General features: G+C 66.0%; 19 protein-coding genes. 9 read left to right on the plus strand and 10 right to left on the minus strand.

Annotated elements, in window-relative coordinates:
- The first annotated feature begins 204 nt into the window (after positions 1 to 204).
- Both ACVWYP_RS01525 and ACVWYP_RS01530 read left to right on the plus strand, forming a co-directional pair.
- The gene (locus tag ACVWYP_RS01525; RefSeq protein WP_028339007.1) at positions 205 to 1,134 is read left to right on the plus strand and encodes a sulfite exporter TauE/SafE family protein; all 930 of its coding nucleotides are present in this window, start codon (positions 205 to 207) and stop codon (positions 1,132 to 1,134) included.
- Positions 1,131 to 1,913 carry a TIGR02186 family protein gene (locus ACVWYP_RS01530; RefSeq protein WP_304497482.1) on the plus strand — a complete coding sequence of 261 codons (783 nt, stop codon included), beginning with the start codon at positions 1,131 to 1,133 and terminating at the stop codon, positions 1,911 to 1,913. The genes ACVWYP_RS01525 and ACVWYP_RS01530 overlap by 4 nt, the downstream gene beginning before the upstream one ends.
- A gap of 1 nt (position 1,914) precedes the next feature.
- On the opposite strand, the gene ACVWYP_RS01535 is transcribed toward ACVWYP_RS01530, so the two are convergent.
- On the minus strand, positions 1,915 to 3,225 hold the full coding sequence (locus tag ACVWYP_RS01535) for an aspartate aminotransferase family protein (protein WP_304497483.1): 1,311 nt from the start codon (positions 3,223 to 3,225) through the stop codon (positions 1,915 to 1,917).
- A gap of 145 nt (positions 3,226 to 3,370) precedes the next feature.
- On the opposite strand from ACVWYP_RS01535, the gene ACVWYP_RS01540 reads away from it, so the two are divergent.
- A complete protein-coding gene (locus ACVWYP_RS01540; RefSeq protein ID WP_304497484.1) occupies positions 3,371 to 3,862 on the plus strand; it encodes an Lrp/AsnC family transcriptional regulator in 492 nt (163 codons plus the stop codon).
- Positions 3,863 to 3,876: 14 nt separating this feature from the next.
- On the opposite strand, the gene ACVWYP_RS01545 is transcribed toward ACVWYP_RS01540, so the two are convergent.
- Genes ACVWYP_RS01545 through ACVWYP_RS01555 form a run of 3 tightly spaced genes read right to left on the minus strand, consistent with a single transcriptional unit; the run spans position 3,877 to position 6,954 of the window.
- On the minus strand, positions 3,877 to 5,208 hold the full coding sequence (locus ACVWYP_RS01545; RefSeq protein WP_304497485.1) for an NRAMP family divalent metal transporter: 1,332 nt from the start codon (positions 5,206 to 5,208) through the stop codon (positions 3,877 to 3,879).
- Between the two features lie 58 nt (positions 5,209 to 5,266).
- A complete protein-coding gene (locus ACVWYP_RS01550; RefSeq protein WP_304497486.1) occupies positions 5,267 to 6,031 on the minus strand; it encodes an MBL fold metallo-hydrolase in 765 nt (254 codons plus the stop codon).
- Positions 6,028 to 6,954 (minus strand): DMT family transporter, encoded by a 927-nt coding sequence (locus ACVWYP_RS01555; RefSeq protein WP_304497487.1) that lies wholly within the window; start codon positions 6,952 to 6,954, stop codon positions 6,028 to 6,030. The genes ACVWYP_RS01550 and ACVWYP_RS01555 overlap by 4 nt, the downstream gene beginning before the upstream one ends.
- Before the next feature lie 98 nt (positions 6,955 to 7,052).
- On the opposite strand from ACVWYP_RS01555, the gene ACVWYP_RS01560 reads away from it, so the two are divergent.
- Positions 7,053 to 7,916: a LysR family transcriptional regulator gene (locus ACVWYP_RS01560; protein WP_304497488.1), complete on the plus strand. Its 864-nt coding sequence runs from the start codon at positions 7,053 to 7,055 to the stop codon at positions 7,914 to 7,916.
- A 560-nt stretch (positions 7,917 to 8,476) separates the two neighbouring features.
- Here ACVWYP_RS01560 and pdeM read toward each other — a convergent pair.
- The 4 genes from pdeM to ACVWYP_RS01580 form a co-directional block, all read right to left on the minus strand.
- Positions 8,477 to 9,148: a ligase-associated DNA damage response endonuclease PdeM gene (gene pdeM, locus ACVWYP_RS01565; protein ID WP_304497489.1), complete on the minus strand. Its 672-nt coding sequence runs from the start codon at positions 9,146 to 9,148 to the stop codon at positions 8,477 to 8,479.
- 62 nt (positions 9,149 to 9,210) lie between these two features.
- Positions 9,211 to 11,973 carry a ligase-associated DNA damage response DEXH box helicase gene (locus ACVWYP_RS01570; protein WP_439711228.1) on the minus strand — a complete coding sequence of 921 codons (2,763 nt, stop codon included), beginning with the start codon at positions 11,971 to 11,973 and terminating at the stop codon, positions 9,211 to 9,213.
- A 303-nt stretch (positions 11,974 to 12,276) separates the two neighbouring features.
- Positions 12,277 to 13,503, minus strand: coding sequence for an ABC transporter substrate-binding protein (locus ACVWYP_RS01575; RefSeq protein WP_028339017.1), 1,227 nt, complete (start codon positions 13,501 to 13,503; stop codon positions 12,277 to 12,279).
- 278 nt (positions 13,504 to 13,781) lie between these two features.
- Complete coding sequence (locus ACVWYP_RS01580) at positions 13,782 to 14,708, minus strand: class I SAM-dependent DNA methyltransferase (RefSeq protein WP_304497490.1); 927 nt, start codon at positions 14,706 to 14,708, stop codon at positions 13,782 to 13,784.
- A gap of 130 nt (positions 14,709 to 14,838) precedes the next feature.
- Here ACVWYP_RS01580 and ACVWYP_RS01585 point away from each other — a divergent pair, with 130 nt between their 5' ends.
- The 5 genes from ACVWYP_RS01585 (at position 14,839) to ACVWYP_RS01605 (ending at position 20,444) form a co-directional block, all read left to right on the plus strand.
- Positions 14,839 to 15,900, plus strand: a complete 1,062-nt coding sequence (locus ACVWYP_RS01585) for a ligase-associated DNA damage response exonuclease (protein ID WP_304497491.1) — start codon at positions 14,839 to 14,841, stop codon at positions 15,898 to 15,900.
- Positions 15,897 to 17,753 (plus strand): cisplatin damage response ATP-dependent DNA ligase, encoded by a 1,857-nt coding sequence (locus ACVWYP_RS01590; protein ID WP_304497492.1) that lies wholly within the window; start codon positions 15,897 to 15,899, stop codon positions 17,751 to 17,753. The genes ACVWYP_RS01585 and ACVWYP_RS01590 overlap by 4 nt, the downstream gene beginning before the upstream one ends.
- Positions 17,754 to 17,947: 194 nt before the next feature.
- Positions 17,948 to 18,253, plus strand: coding sequence for a DUF6460 domain-containing protein (locus ACVWYP_RS01595; RefSeq protein ID WP_038384491.1), 306 nt, complete (start codon positions 17,948 to 17,950; stop codon positions 18,251 to 18,253).
- A gap of 22 nt (positions 18,254 to 18,275) precedes the next feature.
- Positions 18,276 to 19,010, plus strand: coding sequence for an MBL fold metallo-hydrolase (locus ACVWYP_RS01600; protein WP_304497493.1), 735 nt, complete (start codon positions 18,276 to 18,278; stop codon positions 19,008 to 19,010).
- 114 nt (positions 19,011 to 19,124) lie between these two features.
- A complete protein-coding gene (locus ACVWYP_RS01605; RefSeq protein WP_304497494.1) occupies positions 19,125 to 20,444 on the plus strand; it encodes an MATE family efflux transporter in 1,320 nt (439 codons plus the stop codon).
- 171 nt (positions 20,445 to 20,615) lie between these two features.
- Here ACVWYP_RS01605 and ACVWYP_RS01610 read toward each other — a convergent pair whose 3' ends face one another.
- Together ACVWYP_RS01610 and ACVWYP_RS01615 are read right to left on the minus strand one after the other, a co-directional pair.
- Positions 20,616 to 21,713 (minus strand): quinone-dependent dihydroorotate dehydrogenase, encoded by a 1,098-nt coding sequence (locus tag ACVWYP_RS01610; protein ID WP_304497495.1) that lies wholly within the window; start codon positions 21,711 to 21,713, stop codon positions 20,616 to 20,618.
- Positions 21,710 to 22,054: a DUF952 domain-containing protein gene (locus ACVWYP_RS01615; RefSeq protein ID WP_304497496.1), complete on the minus strand. Its 345-nt coding sequence runs from the start codon at positions 22,052 to 22,054 to the stop codon at positions 21,710 to 21,712. Before ACVWYP_RS01615 ends, ACVWYP_RS01610 begins: the two co-directional genes overlap by 4 nt.
- Positions 22,055 to 22,140 lie beyond the last annotated feature (86 nt).

Raw genomic sequence — 22,140 nt, forward strand, 5'->3', positions numbered from 1 at the left:
GCGAAAAATGCCCCCGGGAGCGGATTCTTTAGTCCCTCCCCCCGCCGATTTCAGTTATGCAGGAATGCGGCAATCGACCCGCGTTCGCCTGCTTCTTGCGCGCCGACCGGATTCGTTCAGCCGGAGAATGCCCGACCAGAACGACATCACGCCGTGATGCGGCCTTGCGCCGATCTCGCGGCGAACCGACAAGAAGCGACGCGCGTGCAGCTCTACCTCCCGATCGCCGACATTCCGGTCAATGTCTTCCTCATCCTGGCGATGGGCGCGGCGGTTGGATTCGTCTCCGGCATGTTCGGCATCGGCGGCGGCTTCCTGATGACGCCGCTGCTGATCTTCGTCGGCATCGCGCCCGCGGTCGCGGTCGCCTCCGTCGCCAGCCACATCGCGGCCTCCTCGTTCTCCGGTGCCATTTCCTATTGGCGCAGACGCGCGATCGACCCGCTGCTGGCGGCGGTGCTGCTGGTCGGAGGCACGCTCGGCACCACGCTCGGGGTGTGGACCTTCACCTTCCTGCGCTCGCTCGGCCAGCTCGACCTGATGATCGCGCTGTCCTACGTCATCCTGCTGACGACGGTCGGCGGGCTGATGTTCTGGGAAGGCCTGCGCGCGATGCTGCGCGCCCGCGGCGGCCGCCCCGTCACCCTGCGCAAGCCCGGCAGCCATGGCTGGATCCATGGCCTGCCGCTGAAGCTGCGCTTCAAGCGCTCCAAGATCTACCTCTCCGTCATCCCGATCGTCGTGGTCGGGCTCGCGATCGGCTTCATCGGCGCGGTGATGGGGATCGGCGGCGGCTTCATCCTGGTGCCGCTGATGATCTATGTGCTGCGGGTGCCGACCTCGACCGTGATCGGCACCTCGATGGTGCTAACCCTCGTCACCATGGTGTTCGCGACCATGCTGCACGCCGTGACCAACCATCTGGTCGACGCCGTGCTGGCACTGATCCTGATGGTCGGCGGCGTCACCGGCGCGCAGTTCGGCGCCCGCGCCGGCCAGAAGATCCGCGGCGAGCATCTGCGCCTGCTGCTCGGCCTGCTCGTGCTCGCGGTCGGCATCCGCTTTGCGGTCGAGCTGGTGATCCGGCCGCAGGACCTGTTCAGCATCCGCGAAACCGGCGGAGCCCCGCCATGAGGCTGCGTACGGCGCTCGCGATCATCGGCCTCGCCGCCGCCGGCCTGGCGGCCGCGCCCGCTCATGCCGAGCGGCTGATCGTGTCGGTCTCCAACCACCGCGTCACGGTGACGCCGAACTATTCCGGCGGCGAGCTCGTGCTGTTCGGCTCGGTCGAGAAGGACGACAAGGCGCCGTCAAACCGCACGAACTACGACCTCGTCGTCACGGTCTCCGGCCCGCGCGCCGACATGGTCACGCGGCGCAAGGAGCGCAAATTCGGCATCTGGATCAACACCGACTCGCGCCAGTTCCTGCAGGTGCCGGGTTATCTCGCGCTGTTTTCCAATCGCCCGTTCGACCAGATCGCTTCGCCCGAGGTGCAGCGGCGGCAGCAGCTCGGGCTCAACAACGTGCTGCTGATGCAGCGGGTCGGGCCCGACTATGCCGACGTGGTGCCGAACGACCCGTTCCGCAGCGCCTTCGTGCGGCTGCGCTCCGAGCACGGGCTGTACCGTGAGGCGACCTCGGCGGTGACCTTCCTGACCCCGACCCTGTTCCGCACCGGCATTCCGCTGCCCGCGGAGGTGCCGATCGGCACCTATAATGTCGAGATCAAGCTGTTTTCGGACGGCGCGCTGGTGACCAAGGCCGAGACCGCATTCGAGATCGTCAAGGTCGGCTTCGAGCAATTCGTCGCCACCACCGCGCGGCAGAACGGCTTTGTCTACGGCCTGATCACCGCGTTCATGGCGCTGATGACCGGCTGGATGGCCTCGATCGTGTTTCGCAAGGATTGATTTAGCCAGCCCTGCTTTGCAACGCGCTTTCGAACGCTTCGCCGAGGATCGCGAGGCCAAGATCGATCTCGTCGTCGCTGATCGTCAGCGGCGGGGCGATGCGGAACACGCTGCCCATGCCGGGCAACTGAACGATGTTGGTGCTCAGTCCAAGCTGCATGCAGCGCTGGGAGACACGCGTTCCGAGCGCTTCATCAGGCTCCTTGCTGTAACGGTCGCGCACGATCTCGATGCCCTGCATCAGCCCCCTGCCGCGCACGTCACCGATGCATTCGAACCGGTTCTGAAGTGCGAGGAGCCCATCCCTCAGCCGCGCGCCCGCTACCCTGGCGCGTTCGACCAATCTGTCGCGAAGGATGATCTCGATGACCTTCAGCCCGACCGCGGCCGGCATCGGGTCCGACACATGCGTCGTGTAGAACAGGAAACCACGTTCATGACACCGCTCTTCGATCTCGGCGGAGGTGATGACCGCGGCCAGAGGCAGGCCGGCACCGAGCGTCTTCGACAAGGTCAGGATGTCAGGCACGGCCCCGTCGCGCTCGAAAGTGAACATGGCGCCGGTTCTGCCGAGGCCGGTCTGTGCTTCGTCGACGATCAGCAGCATGCCGCGTGCCCGGCACAGCTCCTTCAGCTCGGCAAGGTAGCCTTCAGGCAGGTCGATCAGCCCGCCGGAGCTGAGGATCGGCTCGGCGATCATGCAGGCGAGCGAGCCGGTCGATTGGCGATCGATCAGATCGAAGGCGTAGGCCAGCTCGGCCCGCCAATCGGCCGCGCTGCCGAAGCGCGGGCGATAGGGGTTCGGCGTCGGGATCGCGAGCGAGCCGACCGGCGCGGGACCATAGCCCTTGCGGCCGGCCGAATAGGTCGTTGCGGCCGCACCAGATGTCATTCCGTGCCAGGACTGCGCGAACGCGACGGTCTCGAAGCCGCCGGTGGCGAGCTTGGCCATCTTGATTGCCGCCTCGTTCGACTCGCCGCCGGTGCTGAGCAGCATGACGCGATCAAGCCCCGGCGGCAGCAGGCTCGCGAGCTTTTCGGCCAGCGAGACGACCGGGCGCGTCAGCATGCCACTGAAGAGATGGTCGAGCCGTTCGGCATGCTCGCCGATGGTCTGGACGATCTCCGGGTGACCGTGACCGAGCACGGCGCTCATCTGCCCGGACGTGAAATCCAGGATGGCACGGCCGTCGGCGTCATAGACGAAGGATCCGGAGGCGCGCTCGATGATGACGGGAGCGAACGTCCCGCCATAGCGAATGAGGTGCCGCCGCGCGCGATCCCAAAAGGATTTGTCGTCATTTCCGGCCATGCCCGCTCCTTGCTGCTCGGTCGCAGCGATCAAGAACCTCGCACCGCATCTTATGCGCGCGCGAGAGCAATGACATTGCGATTTGAGATGCATTTCAGCCCCTCTTCTGCAATCAATTGCGCAAAAGCTGGAAAATGCGAAAGAAATGGGAACCGCGATCGTGATTGACGAGATCGACCGAAAAATCCTCGACGTGTTGCAGGTCGAGGGGCGCGTCACGAATCTCGAGCTGGCCGAACGGATCGGCCTCTCGTCCGCCCCCTGCATGCGACGCGTCCGCACCCTCGAAGAGGCCGGCGTCATCAATTCCTATGTGGCGCTGGTGGACCCAACGCGGGTTGGACTCGGGTTCGACGTGATCGTCGAGGTCCGTCTCAAGCAACAGAACAGGGAATCCTTCGCGCGCTTCGAGAGGAAGGTGATCGACCTTCCGGAGGTCGTCGAATGTTGCATGATTGCCGGCGATTGGGATTACTCGCTACGGATCGTGTCCTCGGACCTCGCGCGCTATCAATCCTTCATCCTCGACCGCCTCATGCATCCGGACACCGACATCGCGAGCTACCGCACGACGATCATCCTGCGAAAGGTCAAATCGACGACCAAGATCGATAGCTCGCTGTTCGGCGAGGGTTGAGGAGTTCGAACAAGCTACGCCAGGAGGCCGATCCCCATCGCGATCACGCTGAGCGCCATCGCGCAGGTCGAGAGCCAGCCGAGCCAGTACAGCCAGCCGCCGACCACAAAGCGGTCCATGACGTCCCGGCGGCGGGCCATGAACATCAGCAGCACCATCACGGGCACCGCGAGCACGCCGTTGACGACCGCGCTCCAGTACAGCGCCGCGATCGGATCGATCGGCGTGAAGTTGAGCGCGATGCCGATGCCGCCCGACAGCGCCAACACCGAATAGAACGCGATCGCCTCCTTCGGCCTGCGCGTCAGCCCAACCCGCCATCGCCGGCCCTCGCCGACCGCATAGGCGGTCGCACCCGCGAGCACCGGGATCGCCAATAAGCCGGTGCCGACGATGCCGAGCGCGAAGATCACCTCGGCAAACGGCCCGGCGATCGGGCGCAGCGCCTCGGCGGCCTGCGCCGAGGTCTGGATGTCGGTCTTGCCGGTGGCATGCAGCGATGCGGCGGCGGTGACGATGATCGACAACGCGATCAGGTTCGAAAACGCCATGCCGGTGATGGTATCGGCGCGGATGCGCGAGAATTCGTGCCGGGCACCGTAATGCCGTTCGATCAGCGGATGCTTGGTAGCGTCGACCCGCTGCTCCTCCGCCTCCTGCGAGGCCTGCCAGAAGAACAGATAGGGCGAGATCGTGGTGCCGAAGATCGCAACGATGGTCGTGAAATAGTCGGCGCTCCAGCTGATGCGCGGCATCAGCACGCCGGCCAGGGCCTGCATCCACGACACCTTGGCAAAGGCGAGCGCCGCGACATAGGCGAACAGGCTGAGCGTCAGCCATTTCAGGATCGTGACGTAGCGCCGGTAGTTCATGAAGATCTGCGCGGCCACCGAGGTGACGCCGAACAGCACTACATAGAGAATGGCCGGACCGCCGATCAGGAGCTTTGTGGCATCGGCCATGGCCGAGAGGTCGGCCGCGATGTTGATGGTGTTGGCAATGGACAGCAGCGTCACCACGACGGCGAGGAGCCAGCCCGGATAATGCCGGCATACATTGCCCGCGATGCCATGCCCGGTGACACGGCCGACCCGCGCCGAGATCTCCTGGATCGCGCTCATCAGCGGAAACGTCAGCAGCATCGTCCAGCCAATGCCGTAGCCGAGTTGCGCGCCGGCCTGGCTGTAGGTGCCGATCCCCGAAGGGTCGTCGTCGGATGCGCCGGTGATCAGGCCGGGGCCGAGCGTCTTCAGGACGCGGTTGAAACTGAACGGCTGGCGCCGGGGCTTCGCCACCGGCGCATCGTCATGTTTGTCGTGTGGTGAGATTGTCCCTTGCCGCGTCATGTCCGGTTCCAGCCGTCTGACAACGAGCCGAATACCGGCAAGGTTCCTGGGACGAAACCTACGGCTCGATGACCGTGGCGACGCCGGGTTCGAGGATGCGCAGACGGCGGCCGAAGCCGAGCGTATCGAAGCTCGCGCGCAGGTCGCTCGCGCTCTGCCGGAAATGCGCCCAGCCGTCGGTATGAACCGGCACGATCACCGCGTCCGCAAAGGCGCGCGCGGTTTCGATCGCGTCATTGGTGTCCATGGTGAGATGGAAGGGGCCGCGGGTTTGCGCCGCGCCGGCGAACGGCAGCACCACGCCGCAGTCGAAGCGCCGCGCGACCTCGGCGACGCCGTCGAACCAGGTGGTGTCGCCGCTGACATAGACCGGACGGCCCGGTTTTGCCGGCTGCAATACGAAGCCGATGACGTCGCCGGACAACGGCTCGATCCCGGCCGGTCCATGCCGCGCCGGCGTCGCGGTGATGGTGAGCGTCCGGCCGCCCTTCTGCAACTCGGTCGAGGCCCAGGGCGCAAAGCCCTCGGCGTTGCCGCCGAGCCGCCTGGCGCCGGCCTCCGTCGTCAGCACGCGCTTCGCGCTTTTAAGGAAATCCCGGCCGGAATGGTCGAGATTGTCGGAATGCTGGTCATGGCTCAGCAGCACCGCATCGATCGCGCCGACGTCCCGCGCGCCGAGCGCGGGACCCGTCAATTTCTCCAGTTTCACATGCGGCAGTTGATACTCGCCGGGCGCATCGAAGGTCGGATCGGTGAGCAGGCGGAACCCGCCGATCTCGATCAGGGCGGTAGGACCTCCGATCAGCGTGATGGTGATGCTCACGTCATACTCCTGTTGGCCGCGGCGGCCGCCGGGCGGGTCACCAGGTAAATGCCGAGCGCGACCGGAACGATCCCGAGCAGGTCGCGAAATTCGACATGCTCGCCGAGCACGAGATAGGCGAACAGCATGCCGAGCGGCGGCATCAGGAAGTGATAGGCGCTTGCGGCGGTCGCGCCACACACTTTCAGGAGGTGAAACCAGAGCAGATAGGCAAGGATCGAGCCGCCGAGCACGAGGAAAGTGAAGGCGCCGGCGAGACGCATGCTGGGCACGATGTCGCCAAAGCTGGAGAGGGTGAAGGCGAACGGCATCACCGCAAGGCCGCCGGCGATGTTCTGGATGCCGTTGCCGATCCACAGGCTGCCCTTCGGTGCCAGCAGCTTGAACAGCACCGTGCCGGCCACGATCGAGGCGAGCGAGGCCAGCGTGAACAGGATGCCGTGCGGGCTGTCCGATCCGACCGACATGCGATGCCAGACGATGAAGGCGACGCCGACGATGCCGAGCACGAGACCGATCACCTTGCGCAAGGTCATGCTCTCGCCGAGGAACAGCGCCGCCAGCATGGCGGTGAAGACCGGATTGGCCGAGACGATCAGCGCGCCGAGGCCGGCCGAGACGGTCTTCAGGCCGGTATAGCCGAGGCCGAGATAGAGCGCGTTGTTGGCGACGCCGAGCACGGCAAACACCGCCGCATCGCGCCATGTGAGATCCCATTGGTCGCGGCGCAGCCAGGAGATGGCGAGGATCAGAACCCCGGCGAGCGAAAACCGCGCGGCGAGCAGGATCAGCGGCGGGCAATCGGTGACGCCGATCTTGCCGGCGACGAAGGCGTAGCTCCACAGCAGGCAGAACAGGGCAATCAGCAGCGGCAGGGTGTTGAAGCGGGCGCGCGGGGCGGCCATCGAGGTTGCGGCGGACATGGGCGAATTCTCCTTCGGCCATGATCTAGGCCAGCGCCTTGATATTTGGAAATTAAATGATAGACTGGCGTGCAGTGGATTTATAAATGGAGGCTGCGATGCTCGACCTGGAGCTGTTACGCAGTTTCGTCTCGGTGATCGATGCCGGCGGCTTCACCCGCGCCGGAGAGCGTGTCCACCGCACGCAGTCGACGGTGAGCCAGCAGATCAAGCGCCTGGAGGAGGATGTCGGCCAGCCGCTGCTGATCCGCAGCGGCAAGGACGTCACCCCGACGGAAGCCGGCGAGCGGCTGCTGACCTACGCGCGGCGGCTATTGTCACTCGCCGAAGAGGCTCGCGACGTGCTCTCGCGGCCCGGCAGCGAAGGCGCGATCCGGATCGGCATCACCGAGGATTTTGCCGCCTATCGGCTGACAAAGCTGCTCGCGACTTTCGCGCGCAGCCATCCCAACTTGCGGCTCGACGTGCGCTCCGGCCAGAGCTTGTTCCTGTACCGCGATCTCGAACGCGGCGATCTCGATCTCGCGCTGATCAAGCGCGCCGCCAATGAGAAGGGCGGCATCGCGGTGTGGCCTGAACGCGTGCACTGGGTCACCAGCAAGAGCCACCCGCGCGATACGACGGCCGGCTCGGTTCCGCTGATCGGTTTCGCCTCGGGCTGTCTCTACCGCGCCCGCGCCATCCATGCGCTGGAGAGCGCCGGCCGCAACTGGCACATGGCCTACACCTCCTCCAGCCTCGCCGGCATCCAGGCCGCCGTCGCCGCGGGCCTCGGGCTCAGCATTTTGTCGGAAATGTCGATCCAGCCCGAGCATCGCGTGCTGACCGCAAGGGACGGCTTTGCGCCGATCGACCGCACCGAGGTCGCCCTCGTCGCCGCCCCCGAAGCCAGCCCGGCGACACTGCGGCTGGCGGACAGGCTCGCGGAGTATTGCGAGAGCGTGCAGGCGAAGGCGGCGTGAAGCAAAGGCTGCGCCGCTACTCCGCCGTCGTCCCTGCGAAAGCAGGGACCCATAACCACCGCATGCAGTGTGATGCCGCGCTGGGGCCACAGCTTTGCGCAATCTCGAACAGTGGTGGTTATGGATCCCGGGTCGCGCTTCGCTTGCCCGGGACGACACCGAGTGTGTGGCGCGGCAGGCGAAGGCGGCGTAGGGCGAGATCACGCCGCTTCTCCATTGTCGTCCCTGCGAAAGCAGGGACCCATAACCACAGGATTGTGTTGCCTAAGCAAGCTGTGGCCCCATCGTCGCGCAGCAACGGCGATCGGTGGTTATGGGTCCCGGGTCGCGCTTCGCTTGCCCGGGACGACACTGACTGTGTGGCACGGCAGGCGAAGGCAGCGCGAGGTTGCGCCAACGCTCTTGATCCCGTCATCCTGAGGTGCGCGCCCTTGCGCGCCTCGAAGGATGCACGGCCACCAGCCGGGCCGTACATCCTTCGAGGCTCGCCCCGCTCGCACCTCCAGCGACAAAGGCGAAGCCTTTGCGCGGGGATGACGGTGATAACAATGCGCCGATCGCTAATAACACCGTGACGCGACGAACGCGTGGACGCGCTTGTCGCCGAGCACATGGGCCATGAAGCCAGGCGATCCGAAAATCCGTGTGAACGCGGCGTCGCGGATGCTCAAGCCGCCGGTGTAGGCACCGAACGCGGGCATCACCGCGCGCTCGCCGTCACAGGCGAAGCAGCGGCGCTCGATCGAGCGGCCGCGGGTCGGCACCCGCGCCTTGGGATGCAGGTGGCCGGCGATCTCGCCGCTCGCACCCGTCGGCTCATGGCGGAACGCGATCGGACCGATCGCGACTTCGGTCGCGACCACGCCGCCAAGATCGGACGGCAGCGCCGGATCGTGGTTGCCCGAGATCCAGATCCAGTTGCGCCGCAACTGCAGCGCCGCGAGCGCCTCGCGATCCGGATCCGACAGCCGCGCATGCGCATCGCGATCGTGAAAGCTGTCGCCGAGCGCGATCACCTGCCGTGGATCGTGCCGCGCAATCACCGCAGCGAGCCGGCTGAGCGTCGCGACCGTGTCGTAGGGCGGCAGCAGCACGCCGCGGCTGGCGAAGCTCGAGCCTTTTTCCAGATGCAGGTCGGACACCACCAAGAGGCTCTGCGCTTCCCAGAACAGCGCGCCGGAGAAATCGGCCACGAATCCGACATCCGCCACCGTGACCCTCGAAACGCGCATGTCGTCACCGTCTCGCAAAGCTAGCGCGCTTGCCGTCACGTCCTGTTCCCCACAGTCCAGTATTACGTCGTCGCCTCCCGCACGAGGTTCTCGGCCGCCTCGGCCAGGAGCTCGTCGGATGCTTCGCCATAAACTGACTCGCGGCCAATTTCCAGCAGCGCGGGGACGGCAAGCGGAGAAACGTGGTCGAGATCCTGGTGGGTGATTCGGCCGTGGATGCGCGAAAGCATGTCGCTGAGGCGGCGAAGATCGAGCAATCCCGTGGCGGCATCGCCGCGCGCGGCGCGCAGCAGCACATGATCGGCCTGGTGCTTGCGCAGCACGTCGTAGATCAGGTCTGTCGAGAACAGCACCTGGCGGCGCGACTTCTCCTCGTCGGTGAAGCGGCGCGCGATCAGCCCGGAGATGATGGCGCAGTTGCGGAAGGTCCGCTTCATCAGCGCGGATTCCGCGAGCCATGCTTCGAGATCGTCGCCGAGCATGTCGGGATCGAACAGCGCGTTGAGATCGAGCTTGCCGTGCCGGATCATGAAGGAGAGATCGCCGACGCCCCAGACCGCAAGCGCATACTCGTTGGCGACGAAGCCGAGCGGACGGGCGCGGGCGCGCTCCAGCCGGCGCGTCAGCAGCATGCCGAGCGTCTGATGCGCGAGCCGGCCCTCGAAGGGATAGCAGACCAGATAATGGCTGCCGCCGCGCGGAAAGGTTTCGACCAGCAGCTCGCGCACCGCAGGCACCCGTGAGAATTTCCGCTGCAGCGACAGCCAGTCGTGCACCTGGTCCGGCAGCGCGTTCCAGGCCCGGCTGTTGTCGAGCAATTTGCGGACCCGTTCGGCGAGATAGGTCGAGAGCGGAAACTTGCCGCCCATATAGGACGGCACTTTTGCATCTTTATCATTGGCGCGGGAGACATAGACCTGGTCTTCAACCAAGGCCTCGTAGCGCACCACCTCACCGCCAAAGACAAAAGTGTCGCCGGGCACGAGGCCCTCGATGAAGACCTCCTCGATCTCGCCGAGCATCCGGCCGCCGCGGGCGATCGCGCCGGTCGATCCGCTACCGCCGGCGCGCGAGCGCACCAGCCGCACCTTCAGCATGGTCTCCTCGACGATGGTGCCGACGTTGAGGCGATAGCTCTGCCGCACCTTCGGATTGGTGACGCGCCAGCGGCCCTGCTTGTCCTGCTTGATGCGCGCGAAACGCTCATAGGTCTTCAGCGCGTAGCCGCCGGTGGCGACGAAATCGACGACATCGTCGAAATCGGTGCGTGCGAGCGATGCATAGGGCGCTGCGGTCCTGACTTCATCGTAGAGTTCATCGGACAGAAACGGCTTGCCGCAGGCGCAGCCGAGCACGTGCTGGGCCAGCACGTCGAGCGCGCCCGAGCGCAGCGGCGGCGTGTCCTGCGCATTCTCGGCGATCGCGTCGATCGCGACACGGCATTCCAGCACCTCGAAGCGGTTGGCCGGCACCAGCACGGCGCGCGAGGCCTCGTCGAAGCGGTGGTTGGCGCGGCCGATCCGCTGCATCAGCCGCGACGAACCTTTTGGCGCGCCGATATTGATGACGAGATCGACATCGCCCCAGTCGACACCGAGATCGAGCGAGGAGGTGCAGACCACACCGCGCAGTTTTCCCGCGGCCATCGCGTCCTCGACCTTGCGGCGCTGCGCGACGTCGAGCGAGCCGTGATGCAGCGCGATCGCCAGCCCGTCGTCATTCATGCGCCAGAGATCCTGGAACAGCATCTCGGCCTGGCTGCGGGTGTTAACGAACACCAGCGTGGTCTTGTTGCGCTTGATCAGCTCGTAGACCTCGGGCAGCGCATGGCGCGCGCTGTGGCCGGACCACGGCAGCCGCTCCCTGGTGTCGAGCATCTCGACCACCGGCGGCGCGGCGCCGCCGGCGGTGACGACGTCGGCGGACGCATTCTCGCCACCCGGCTGCGGCACCAGGAAACGCGCGAGCTGCTCCGGCTCGGCGACCGTCGCCGAGAGGCCAATGGCACGTATCTGCGGCGCGATGGTCCAGAGCCGCGCAAGTCCGAGCGACAGCAGATCACCGCGCTTGGAGGTGACGAGCGCATGCAGCTCGTCGAGCACGATGCGCTTCAGCGAGGAAAACAGATAGGGCGCGTCGTCGGACGCGAGCAGCAGCGCCAGCTGCTCCGGCGTGGTGAGCAGAATATCCGGCGGATAGCGCCGCTGCCGCTGCCGCCGCGACACCGGCGTGTCGCCGGTGCGGGTCTCGATCCTGATCGGCAGCCCCATCTCGGCGACCGGCGCCTCCAGATTGCGCGCGATATCGACCGCGAGCGCTTTCAGCGGCGAGATGTAGAGCGTGTGCAGCCCGCTGCTGCGGCGAACGGAGCGACCGGTGGAGATGAGATTCGGACGCGATCTCACCGACGCTGCTGCCTCTCCGCTTGCGAGCTCGTCAAGCTCCCTCCCCCTGAAAGGGGGAGGGTTGGGGTGGGGGTCAGCCGCTTGCTCAGTACCCGCGGCTGCCCCCCACCCGTCGCGCTCGGCCGCGCTAGCGCGCGCCTGAGCGCGCCGACCTCCCCCTTTCAGGGGGAGGTGAGAATCCTGGCGGCCATGTGTTTCACCCGATAACTCCACTAGCGTCGGCAAGAACCCCGCCAGCGTCTTGCCCGCTCCCGTGGGCGCGATCAGCAGCGCCGAGCGTTGCTCGCGCGCTTTCGCCAGCAGCGCGAGCTGATGCTCGCGCGGCGACCAGCCGCGTGAGGCAAACCAGTCGCGAAACCGGCGCGGCAGGAGATCGGCCGTTTCCGACGGCGGAACGGAGAAGAGATCGAGCGTCGACACGCCCAAGAGGTAGGTGGTTCAGGCGGTTTCGTCGAGGGCGGTCGGAAATGGCGGCAGGTGGCAAGGGGCCCACGACAGGACGCTTCGATTCCCTCTCCCCGTTCTTCACGGGGAGAGGGTTGGGGTGAGGGGCTGCTTCCGCGAGCGGCGAGTGCCGTGAGACCTGTACCCCCTCACCCGGATCGCATCTCACGATGCGACATAGCCGAAGCTCTGCTTCGGCGTTCTTGAGGACGGCCGCCGTAGGCGGCCTATGCCTCTCCCCGCAAGCGGGGCGAGGTTAAGCAACAGCGCGCCCCGCCCCTACTCCGTCATCGGCTCGCCGGAGAGGTCCCAATCCTTGCCGTTGAAGATCGAGACATAGAGCGTCTTCATCGGCGTGTAATCGTCGGGCGTATAGCTGTAATTGATGCCATCAAGGAAATAGGGCGAATGGAAACCGGCGAGCGTGGTGGCGTGCTTCAGCACGTTGGCGCGGGTCAGGTCGTCGCCGCAGCGGCGCAGGATTTCGCCCATCGTCGCCGCCTGCCCGTAGCCGGCGAAAGCGATGGTGTTGTCGGGGTCGATGTTCGGCAGGTACTTCTTGCGCAGCTCCTCGAACGCGACCACGTCCGGATCCTTCTCGTAGCGCGGCACGCCGACTTCCTTGTTGTAGCGAATCGCGACGATGTCCTTGGCGTTATCGAGGCCCGCGGCGCTCAGGATCGAGCGACCGGTCGAGCCCGCCGACAGCAATTGCAGCGGCTTCCAGCCGAGCTCGGTGACCTTGCGGATCGACTGCGACGTCGCCTTGCCGGTGGTGATGTTGTAGAAGACGTCGGCGCCCGACTTCGAGAGATTGATGAGCTGCGAATCGACCGTCGGATCGGTGAGATCATAGGTCTGCTCCATGATCACCTGTGCCTTGCCGCCGGCATCGGCCAGCACCTTCTTGAACGGCCCCAGGAAGTCGCGGCCGAAATCATCGTTCTGGTAGAGGATGCCGACCTTGGCGTTCGGCTTCACGCTGACGACGTGCTTGGCGAGGATGCGCGCCTCGGTCGGATAGAGCGGCAGGCCCGCCATGGTCCATTTGAAATTCTTCGGATCGTTCCACTTCGAGGCGCCGGTGTTCAACAGCAGTTGGGGAACGCCCTTGGAATTGAGGTATTTGTGCACGGAGGTCTGCGGCGCGGTGCCTAGCGAACCATAGAGCGCCAGCACCTCCTCCTGCTCAACCAGACGGCGCGTCGCCTCGACGCATTTCGGCGCGCTGTAGGCATCGTCCATGGTGAGGAATTTCACCTTGCGGCCGTTGATGCCGCCCTTGTCATTGAGCATCTGGAAATAGGCTTCGCCGACGCGCCCCAGCACACCATAAAGCGAGCCGGGGCCGGAATGCGGCACGGTCTGGCCGAGCTTGATCTCGGTATCGCTCGCACCCGGATCGTACTTCTTGTCTGCGGCCCGAACGAAGGGCGCAGGCAGCACGGACGCGGCGATCACGGACAATGCAGTGGCGCCGAACTCGCGCCGTGTATGCTTTTTCATTATTTCTCTCCCTGAGGCGAAAAGCTCTCGCATTCCGCCTTGCGCCGGGCAAGCGCGAAGTCACAGCTTTGCGGCGCAATGCCGCGTCACGGCAAATGCGTAGCGTGTAGACTCAAGTTGAGTGCGGGGCTGCCTCTTCCCTTCTCCCCTTGTGGGAGAAGGTGGCTCGCATCGAAGATGCGAGCCGGATGAGGGGTCTCTATCCGCGGAGGCAGACCCCTCACCCCGCTTCGCGGCGCGAAGCGACCCTCTCCCACAAGGGGCGAGGGTGAAAAGCGTCACGGCTTCACGGCCACGGCGACGAGTCCGGGTGCCGGGATATTGTCTTCATTGCGCGCCGAGAGATCGTCGAGCAGGGCCAGCGTCAGCCCCGCGGCAGCGACGGAGGCGCGCACATAAGCTGCGCTGTGGGCGTAGCGCAGTCCCTCGCCGATGATGACGCCTTCGCCGTCATGGGTCTCGGCCGTGAAGGCGAGCACGCCGCCCGCCACCAGCACACGGCTGGCCTCGGCGAGCACCGGCGCGAGATCGGCGACATAGACCATTGCATCCGCGGCCAGGATCAATTCGGCGCTGGCCTCGCGCTTGGCCGAAACGGCCTTCAACATGTCGTCGACCTCGAGCTCGGCATAGAGGCCGGTGGCGCGCGCCTTGTCGATCATGCGCGGCGACAGGTCGATGCCGATGAAGCGATCGACATGCCGGGCGAATGCGCCGGCCGCCAACCCGGTGCCGCAGCCGAGATCGATCGCGCGCTTGAAGAAGGCCGGCTGCTTTGCGCCCGCACGCACCGACAGCACCGCCTTGAACAGCAGCGCCGGGCCGCGATAGCCGAGATCGCCGACCAGCGCGGCCTCGAAGCGCGGCGCATATTGATCGAACAGCGTCTGCACATAGCCCGGCGGCATCGCGCTGACGGCCTCGACGCCGAGCTGCATCAGGTGCAGGCCGGCGCCATGACGGTCTTCGGGATCGGCGTCGCGCGCGCCGCGGAACGCTGCGATCGCGGCCTCGCGCTGGCCGAGCTCCAGGCGGATCTTGCCCAAGGTGTACCAGGCCGACGGGAATTTCGGCACAAGCTCGATCGCCTGTTCGAGCAGCTCGGCGGCAGCCGGCAGATCGCCCTTCAATTGCAGGTCGCGCGCGAACTCGTAGCGGCGGTCGGCGACGAGGTCGCCGGAGGACAGAAACAGGCGGCGGGCCATTCGCTTTAAGGAACCAATCTCGGCCGGGTCCGGCCATCCATCAAAGCACGGACTTTTTCCGGAGATGGATGCACGGGTCAAGCCCGCGGATCCGGCTAAACATCGCGGATCGAGCGCCTATATAGGGACGATGCGCCCGCAAGACATCCTGATGCCCGTCCCGGCCGGGCTTTGCTGCAAGCCCGGCGGCTTCCACATCGATCCTGTCAGGCCGGTCGAGCGGGCGCTGATCACCCATGGCCATTCCGACCATGCGCGGGCGGGCCATGGCGCTGTGCTCGCGACCCAGGAAACGCTCGACATGATGCGGCTGCGCTATGGCGAGAACTTCGCCGGCGCTGTGCAGGCGATCGCGTATGGCGAGGAGATCAGGCTCGGCGACGTCACGGTGACGTTTCATCCCGCCGGCCATGTGCTGGGCTCCGCCCAGATATCGGTCACCTGCAAGGACACCCGCATCGTCGCCTCCGGCGACTACAAGGATGCGCGCGACCCGACCTGCGCGCCGTTCGAGCTCGTGCCCTGCGATGTCTTCATATCTGAGGCGACGTTTGGATTGCCGGTGTTCCGCCATGGCGATGCCGCCGGCGAAGTGAACAAGCTGCTGGCGTCGGTCAAATTGTTTCCGGAGCGCGCGCATCTGGTCGGCGCCTACTCGCTCGGCAAGGCGCAGCGCGTGATCGCGCTGCTGCGCGAGGCCGGCTACGACGCACCCATCTATTTGCATGGCGCGATGGAGAAGATCACCTATTACTATCAGGAGCGCGGCATTCCGCTCGGCGAGCTCCGGCCCGCGCGCGGCATGAAGAAAGCCGAGCTTGCCGGCACCATTACGCTGGCGCCGCCAAGCGCGACATCCGATGTCTGGACGCGCCGCTTTCCCGATCCAGTCACCGCATTCGCCTCGGGCTGGATGCGCGTGCGCGCGCGGGCCCGGCAAGGCGGCGTCGAGCTGCCGCTGGTGATATCAGATCATGCCGATTGGGATGGCCTGACGGCGACGATCGCCGCCACTGGTGCAAGCGAGATCTGGGTCACCCACGGCCAGGAAGACGCGCTGGTGCATTGGTGCAAGACCAAGGGCCTTGCCGCGCGGCCGCTCGATCTGGTCGGCTATGGCGACGAGGACGAAGGCGAGACGGCCGCACTGACCGGCGAGGCCCAGCCCGTCGGCGAGACCAAGAAGCCATGAACCGCTTTGCCGAGCTGCTCGACCGCCTCGCCTACGAGCCCGGCCGCAACAACAAGATCAAGCTGCTGGTCGCCTATTTCCGCGAGACCGAGGACCCCGACCGCGGCTACGCGCTGGCGGCGCTGACCGGCGCGCTGTCGTTCAAGCACGCCAAGCCGGGCCTGATCCGCGACCTGATCACCGAACGCGCCGACCCGGTGCTGTTCGGCTACTCCTATGATTACGTCGGCGATCTTTCGGAGACGGTCGCGCTGATGTGGCCGAAGGCTGGAGCAAATTGCGCCGAGTCTTTGCTGGGCCACCCCTCTCCCCACCCCTCCCCCGCAAGGGGGGAGGGAGCCCAACCGTCCTGCTCACCTCACGGCGATGTTGAAGGAATTGACGTCAGTGAGGGACGCATCGGTGGGCAGGCTCCCTCCCCCCTTGCGGGGGAGGGTTGGGGAGAGGGGTACCGCGGGCGCGATAGCAGTGAGATTCTCCGCACCCATAACAACCCGCCTCCTCCGACGCTGGCCGACGTCGTCACCACGTTGCGCACGCTCGGCAAGGCCGAGCTGCCGGCACAGCTGGCGCGCTGGCTGGACGAGCTCGACGAGACCGGGCGCTGGGCGCTGTTGAAGCTCGTCACCGGCGCGATGCGGATCGGGATCTCGGCGCGGCTGGCGAAGACCGCGGCGGCGGCGCTCGGCGACAAAGACGCGCACGAGATCGAGCTGATGTGGCCGGGCCTGTCGCCGCCCTATCTCGACCTGTTCGCCTGGCTCGAGGGCCGCGGCGACAAACCGGTCAACCGCGACCCTGCGCCGTTCCGCCCGGTGATGCTGGCGCATGCGATCGAGGATAGCGATTTCGCCAATCTCGACGCCGCCGACTTCAGCGCGGAATGGAAATGGGACGGCATCCGGGTGCAGGCGGTGTCCGGCCGCGATGCGCGCGGCCACGTCCAGGCGCGGCTCTATTCGCGCACCGGCGAGGATATCACCGGCAGCTTTCCGGATCTCGTGCCGTCGCTGCGTCTGCCCGGCGCGATCGACGGCGAGTTGCTGGTGCTGCGCGACGGCCGCGTGCAGACCTTCAACGTGCTGCAGCAGCGGCTGAACCGCAAAGTCGTTTCGGCGAAGCTGATCAAGGAATTTCCGATCCACCTGCGCGCCTACGACCTGCTTGGCGACGACGAGAACGATCTGCGCGAGCTGCCCTTCACCGAACGCCGCGCGCATCTCGAAGCCTTCGTCGCCAAGCTGAACGATCCGCGCATCGATCTGTCGCCGACCGTCCCGTTCGCGAGCTGGGACCAGCTGGCCGCGGCGCGTGCCGATCCCAAGAGCGCCGGTGCCGGCGACGATGCCGACGCGGTCGAAGGCGTGATGCTGAAGCGGCGCGACGCGCCCTATCTGCCCGGACGGCCGAAAGGACCGTGGTGGAAGTGGAAGCGCGATCCGCACATCATCGACGCCGTGCTGATGTATGCCCAGCGCGGCCACGGCAAGCGCTCGTCCTATTACTCCGACTACACGTTTGGGGTCTGGACCCATGGCGAAGCCGGCGACGAGCTGGTGCCGGTCGGCAAGGCCTATTTCGGCTTCACCGACGAGGAGCTGTTGCAGATCGACCGCTTCGTCCGCCGCAACACCACCGAGAAGTTCGGCCCGGTACGCCATGTCGTGCACGAGCCGGATCAGGGGCTGGTGCTGGAGGTCGCCTTCGAGGGCTTGCAGCGCTCGCCGCGTCACAAGTCCGGCGTCGCGATGCGCTTCCCCCGGATCAGCCGCCTGCGCTGGGACAAGCCGCCGCGCGAAGCCGACCGGCTGGAGACGCTTGAACGGATGTTAATCTCCATGACAGGAAGTTAAATCCCAAGCGCGCATGGCAGCCATTGATCACGGCCCACGGGTTTCCCATGTGCTCCGCCGTGACCTATAATGCGGGCGATTCCGTTAGACCTCGGTTCTGATGGGATCAGAATCGAGGTCTAGGTTTTGATTTGACGCGTTCTCTTCACGCGAACCGGTGCCCACTTCGCGCGAAAACGCTATTGGAGACAGCAATGCCAAACGACATCCGGGACTTGCCGGCCGGCCGGAGTGACGGCCTGTACCGCTTTCTCGGCGGATCGCCGCTGTCGGTGGCATTCCGGCTGATCCTGCTCTCGATCCTGGTCGGCGTCGTGCTTGCCGCGATCGGCCTCGACCCGTGGAACATCCTCTACAGCATCCGCCGGCTGTTCCAGAGCCTCTGGGATTTCGGCTTCGACGCGATCAACTGGGCGTGGCGCTACTTCCTGCTCGGCGCCGTGATCGTGATCCCGATCTGGCTGCTGTCGCGGCTGTTCGGCGCGCCGCGCGGCCGCTGATCCCAGGGAGAGTGCACAGCCGATGCAATTGCGATTTGTCGGCTGCGGCGATGCATTCGGCTCCGGCGGCCGCTTCAACACCTGTTTCCACGTCAGCGGCGCGCGCAGCAATTTCCTGATCGATTGCGGCGCCTCGTCGCTGCCGGCGATGAAGCGGCTCGAGATCGACCGTGACGCAATCGACCTGATCCTGATCACGCATTTCCACGGCGATCATTTTGCCGGCCTGCCGTTCTTCCTGCTCGACGCGCAGTTCTCCCGCCGCACCCGGCCGCTGGTGATCGCCGGGCCGCAAGGCATCGAAACGAAGCTGCCAGCGGTGATGGAGGTGATGTTCGAGCATTCCTCCAAAACCAGGCAACGCTTCGATCTGTCCGTCGTCACGCTCGCGCCGCGCGAAACGCGCAGCTTCGGCGAGGTGATCGTGACGCCCTACCCTGTCGTGCATGGCGAGTCCGGCGGGCCGTTCCTCGCCTATCGCGTCGGGGCGGAAGGCCGCATCATCAGCTACAGCGCCGACACCGAATGGACCGACGCGCTGATCCCGGCGGCGCAGGACGCCGACCTCTTCATCGCCGAAGCCTACATGTACGACAAAATGGTCAAGAACCATCTCAGCCTGAAGACATTGGAAGCGCGTTTGCCCGCCATCAACGCCAAGCGCGTGGTGCTGACCCATATGAGCGACGACATGCTCGGCCGCATCGACGACCTGCCCTACACGGCGGCGAGCGACGGCATGGTCGTGGTGCTCTGAGCATGCAATGCCTTGCCCGCTGCCCCTCCGCCATCGCATTGCTCTGAGAACAATTCCGGCATGGCCGCGCGACGGATGTCGCGATAGAAACGCATATTCCCTGCAATTGTAGCCATGCACGCACCCATCCACCCGAAGATCACGACGCGCCAGGTGTTCGCCATCGCCGGCCCCGCGATGGTCGCCAACCTGACCACGCCGCTGATCGGCATTGTCTCGACCACCGCGATCGGTCGACTCGACGACGCCGCGCTGCTCGGCGGGGTGGCGATGGCCTCGGTGATCTTCGACTGCCTGTTCTGGCTGTTCGCCTTCCTGCGCATGAGCACGCTGGCCTTCACCGCGCAGGCGCAGGGCGCCGGCGAGATCAAGGAATATGCCGCGATCCTGGTGCGCGGCTTCATCGTCGCCGGCCTGATCGGCGCGGCGCTGATCGCGCTGCAGGTGCCGCTCGCCGCAATCACATTCCAGCTGATGGGCGGCAGCGAAGGCGTCACGCGCGCGGCCAAAGCCTATTTCATGATCCGGATCTGGTCAGCGCCGCTGGCGCTCGCCAATTACGTCATCCTCGGCTGGCTGGTCGGCCAGGCCCGCGCCAATCTGGCGCTGGCGCTGCAGATCGTGATCAATTTGATCAACATGGCCGCGACCGTGCTGCTGGTGCAGGTCTACGGCGCCGGCATTGCCGGTGCCGCGATCGCCGCCGTGCTCGCCGAGACCGCCGGTTTCGCCGTCGGCATCGTCGTGGCGTGGCGGATCTCGCAAGGCGGCTTCGCGGTGCCCGCGGCGACGCTGTTCGACCGCGCCAAGCTGATGCGCATGCTGGCGGTCAATCGCGACATCATGGTCCGCACCGCGGCGCTGATCGTCGTGTTCCTGTTCTTCACCGCCAAGGGCGCGCGCGAAGGCGACGTGACGCTGGCGGCGAATTCGGTGCTGAACAATTTCCTGCTAGTCAGCGCCTTCTTCCTCGACGGTCTCGCCAATGCCGCCCAGCAGCTGTGCGGCCGCGCGTTCGGCGCGCGCGACGCGCGTGGCTTTTCCGATTCGACCCGGCTGGTGCTGCTGTGGGGCATCGGCTTTGCGCTGGTCGTATCGGTGCTGTTCGCACTGTTCGGACCGGCGCTGATCAATCTGATGACGACCAGCGACGACGTGCGCCGCTATGCACGCGCGTTCCTGCCGTTCGTGATCCTGGCACCCCTGCCCGGCGTATTCGCATTCGGCTTCGACGGCATCTATGTCGGCGCCACCTGGGCGCGCGAGATGCGCAATCTGATGCTGGCCTCGCTCGCGATCTTCCTCGCCACCTGGTGGGCGCTCAGCTCGTTCGGCAACACCGGCCTATGGATCGCGCTGCTCGGCTTCTACGTCGCACGCGGCGGCCTGCAGGGCCTGCGCTATCCGGCGCTGCTCAGGAAGACGTTCAAATGAACGAAGCGACGCTCTGCTCCCTCGCCCCGCTCTTGCGGGGAGAGGGTTGGGGTGAGGGGCTGCCTCCATAGAGGAGGTGGGAGCTGATTACGCGGAAGCTCCCCCTCACCCGGATCGCATCTGCGATGCGATCCGACCTCTCCCCGCAAGCGGGGCGAGGTAACTTGGAAGCTACCTCACCGGCCAGTCCTCGGCTGTAATCGTCGCCGCATCGGCGCCGACGATTTCCGACAGCGAGTCGCGGCCGGTGCGCAGCAGGGTCGAGGACAGATCGCGCTTGATGTCGTCGACGAGACCGATGCCCTTGTAGACCAGCGAGGAATAGAGCTGGATCAGGCTGGCCCCGGCGCGGATCTTGGTCAGCGCGGCGCCACCGCTATCGATGCCGCCGACGCCGATCAGCGGAAACGCGCCTTCGACGCGGACATAGGTCTCGGCCACCATGCGCGTCGACAGCCGGAACAGCGGACGGCCCGACAGGCCGCCCTGCTCCTTGGCGCGATTCTCCTCGCGCAAGGTCGAGGGCCGCGCCAGCGTGGTGTTGGCGACGATCATGCCGTCGACACGCCGCGAGCGGGCGATGTGCACGACGTCGTCGAGTTCGGCAAGGCTGAGGTCGGGCGCGATCTTGAGCAGGACCGGCGAGTCGCCGGCGTTCTTGCGCACGCGCTCGCGGGTGTCGATGACCCGCGCCAGCAGATCGTCGAGCGCGGCCGATTGCTGCAAATTGCGCAGGCCGGGCGTGTTCGGCGAGGAGACGTTGACGGTGAAATAGCTCGCGACCGGCGCAAACGTCTCGATCAGCTTCACATAATCGGCGGCGCGGTCGGGCGAATCCTTGTTGGCTCCGACATTGACCCCGACAATGCCGCCGGCGCTGGCGCGCGCGGCGAGCCGCCGCAGCACGGCCTCCGCGCCGTCATTGTTGAAGCCCATGCGGTTGATGACGGCCTCGTCGCGCTCCAGGCGAAACAGCCGCGGCCGCGGATTGCCGCCTTGCGGCTTCGGCGTGACCGAGCCGATCTCGACAAAGCCGAAGCCGAGCCGCAGCAGCGCGTCGGGCACCTCGGCGCTCTTGTCGAAACCGGCCGCCATGCCGATCGGGTTTGGAAAGTTGAGTCCGAAGGCGCGCACCGCGAGCTTGGGGTCATCCGGCCGCTGCCGGATCGGCGGCAGCAGCTTCAGGCCCTGGATCGCCATGCGATGGGCATCCTCGGGATCGAACCAGCGCAGCAGCGGCAGCGAAAAGGCGTCGAAGGCACGGATCACGGCTTGAGCTCCGGAACGTCGTGGCCACCGTCGGAGCGCGCGCGCAAGTCGAGGATCTCGGTGACCGCGCCGAGGTCGAGTTCGCCATAGAGATGCGGGAACAGCTCGCCATTGCGCGACCGCTCCCAGCGCAGGGCATCGCCCAGCGCATCGGCATCGACCGCGACCAGGAACAGGCCGGTTTGCCCGTGGTAGTGCTTGCGCGCGGTCTCGGCCACCTGGGAGGCGGTGGAAAAATGGATGAAGCCGTCGCGTTTGTCGTCGGCACTGCCCTGGTACACGCCCTGCCGCTCGGCCTCGCGCCAGGCCGAAGCGGGGGTGATTTTGTAGATCATCGGCACGGGCCGGCCTTCCCTTTTGTCCTTGAGTCTCTTGGGGTTTTATCCGGATTTGAGGGGAAATGCCCCAGACGCCATCTGGCGAGCGA

It is taken from the genome of Bradyrhizobium sp. USDA 3262 (assembly GCF_054060035.1).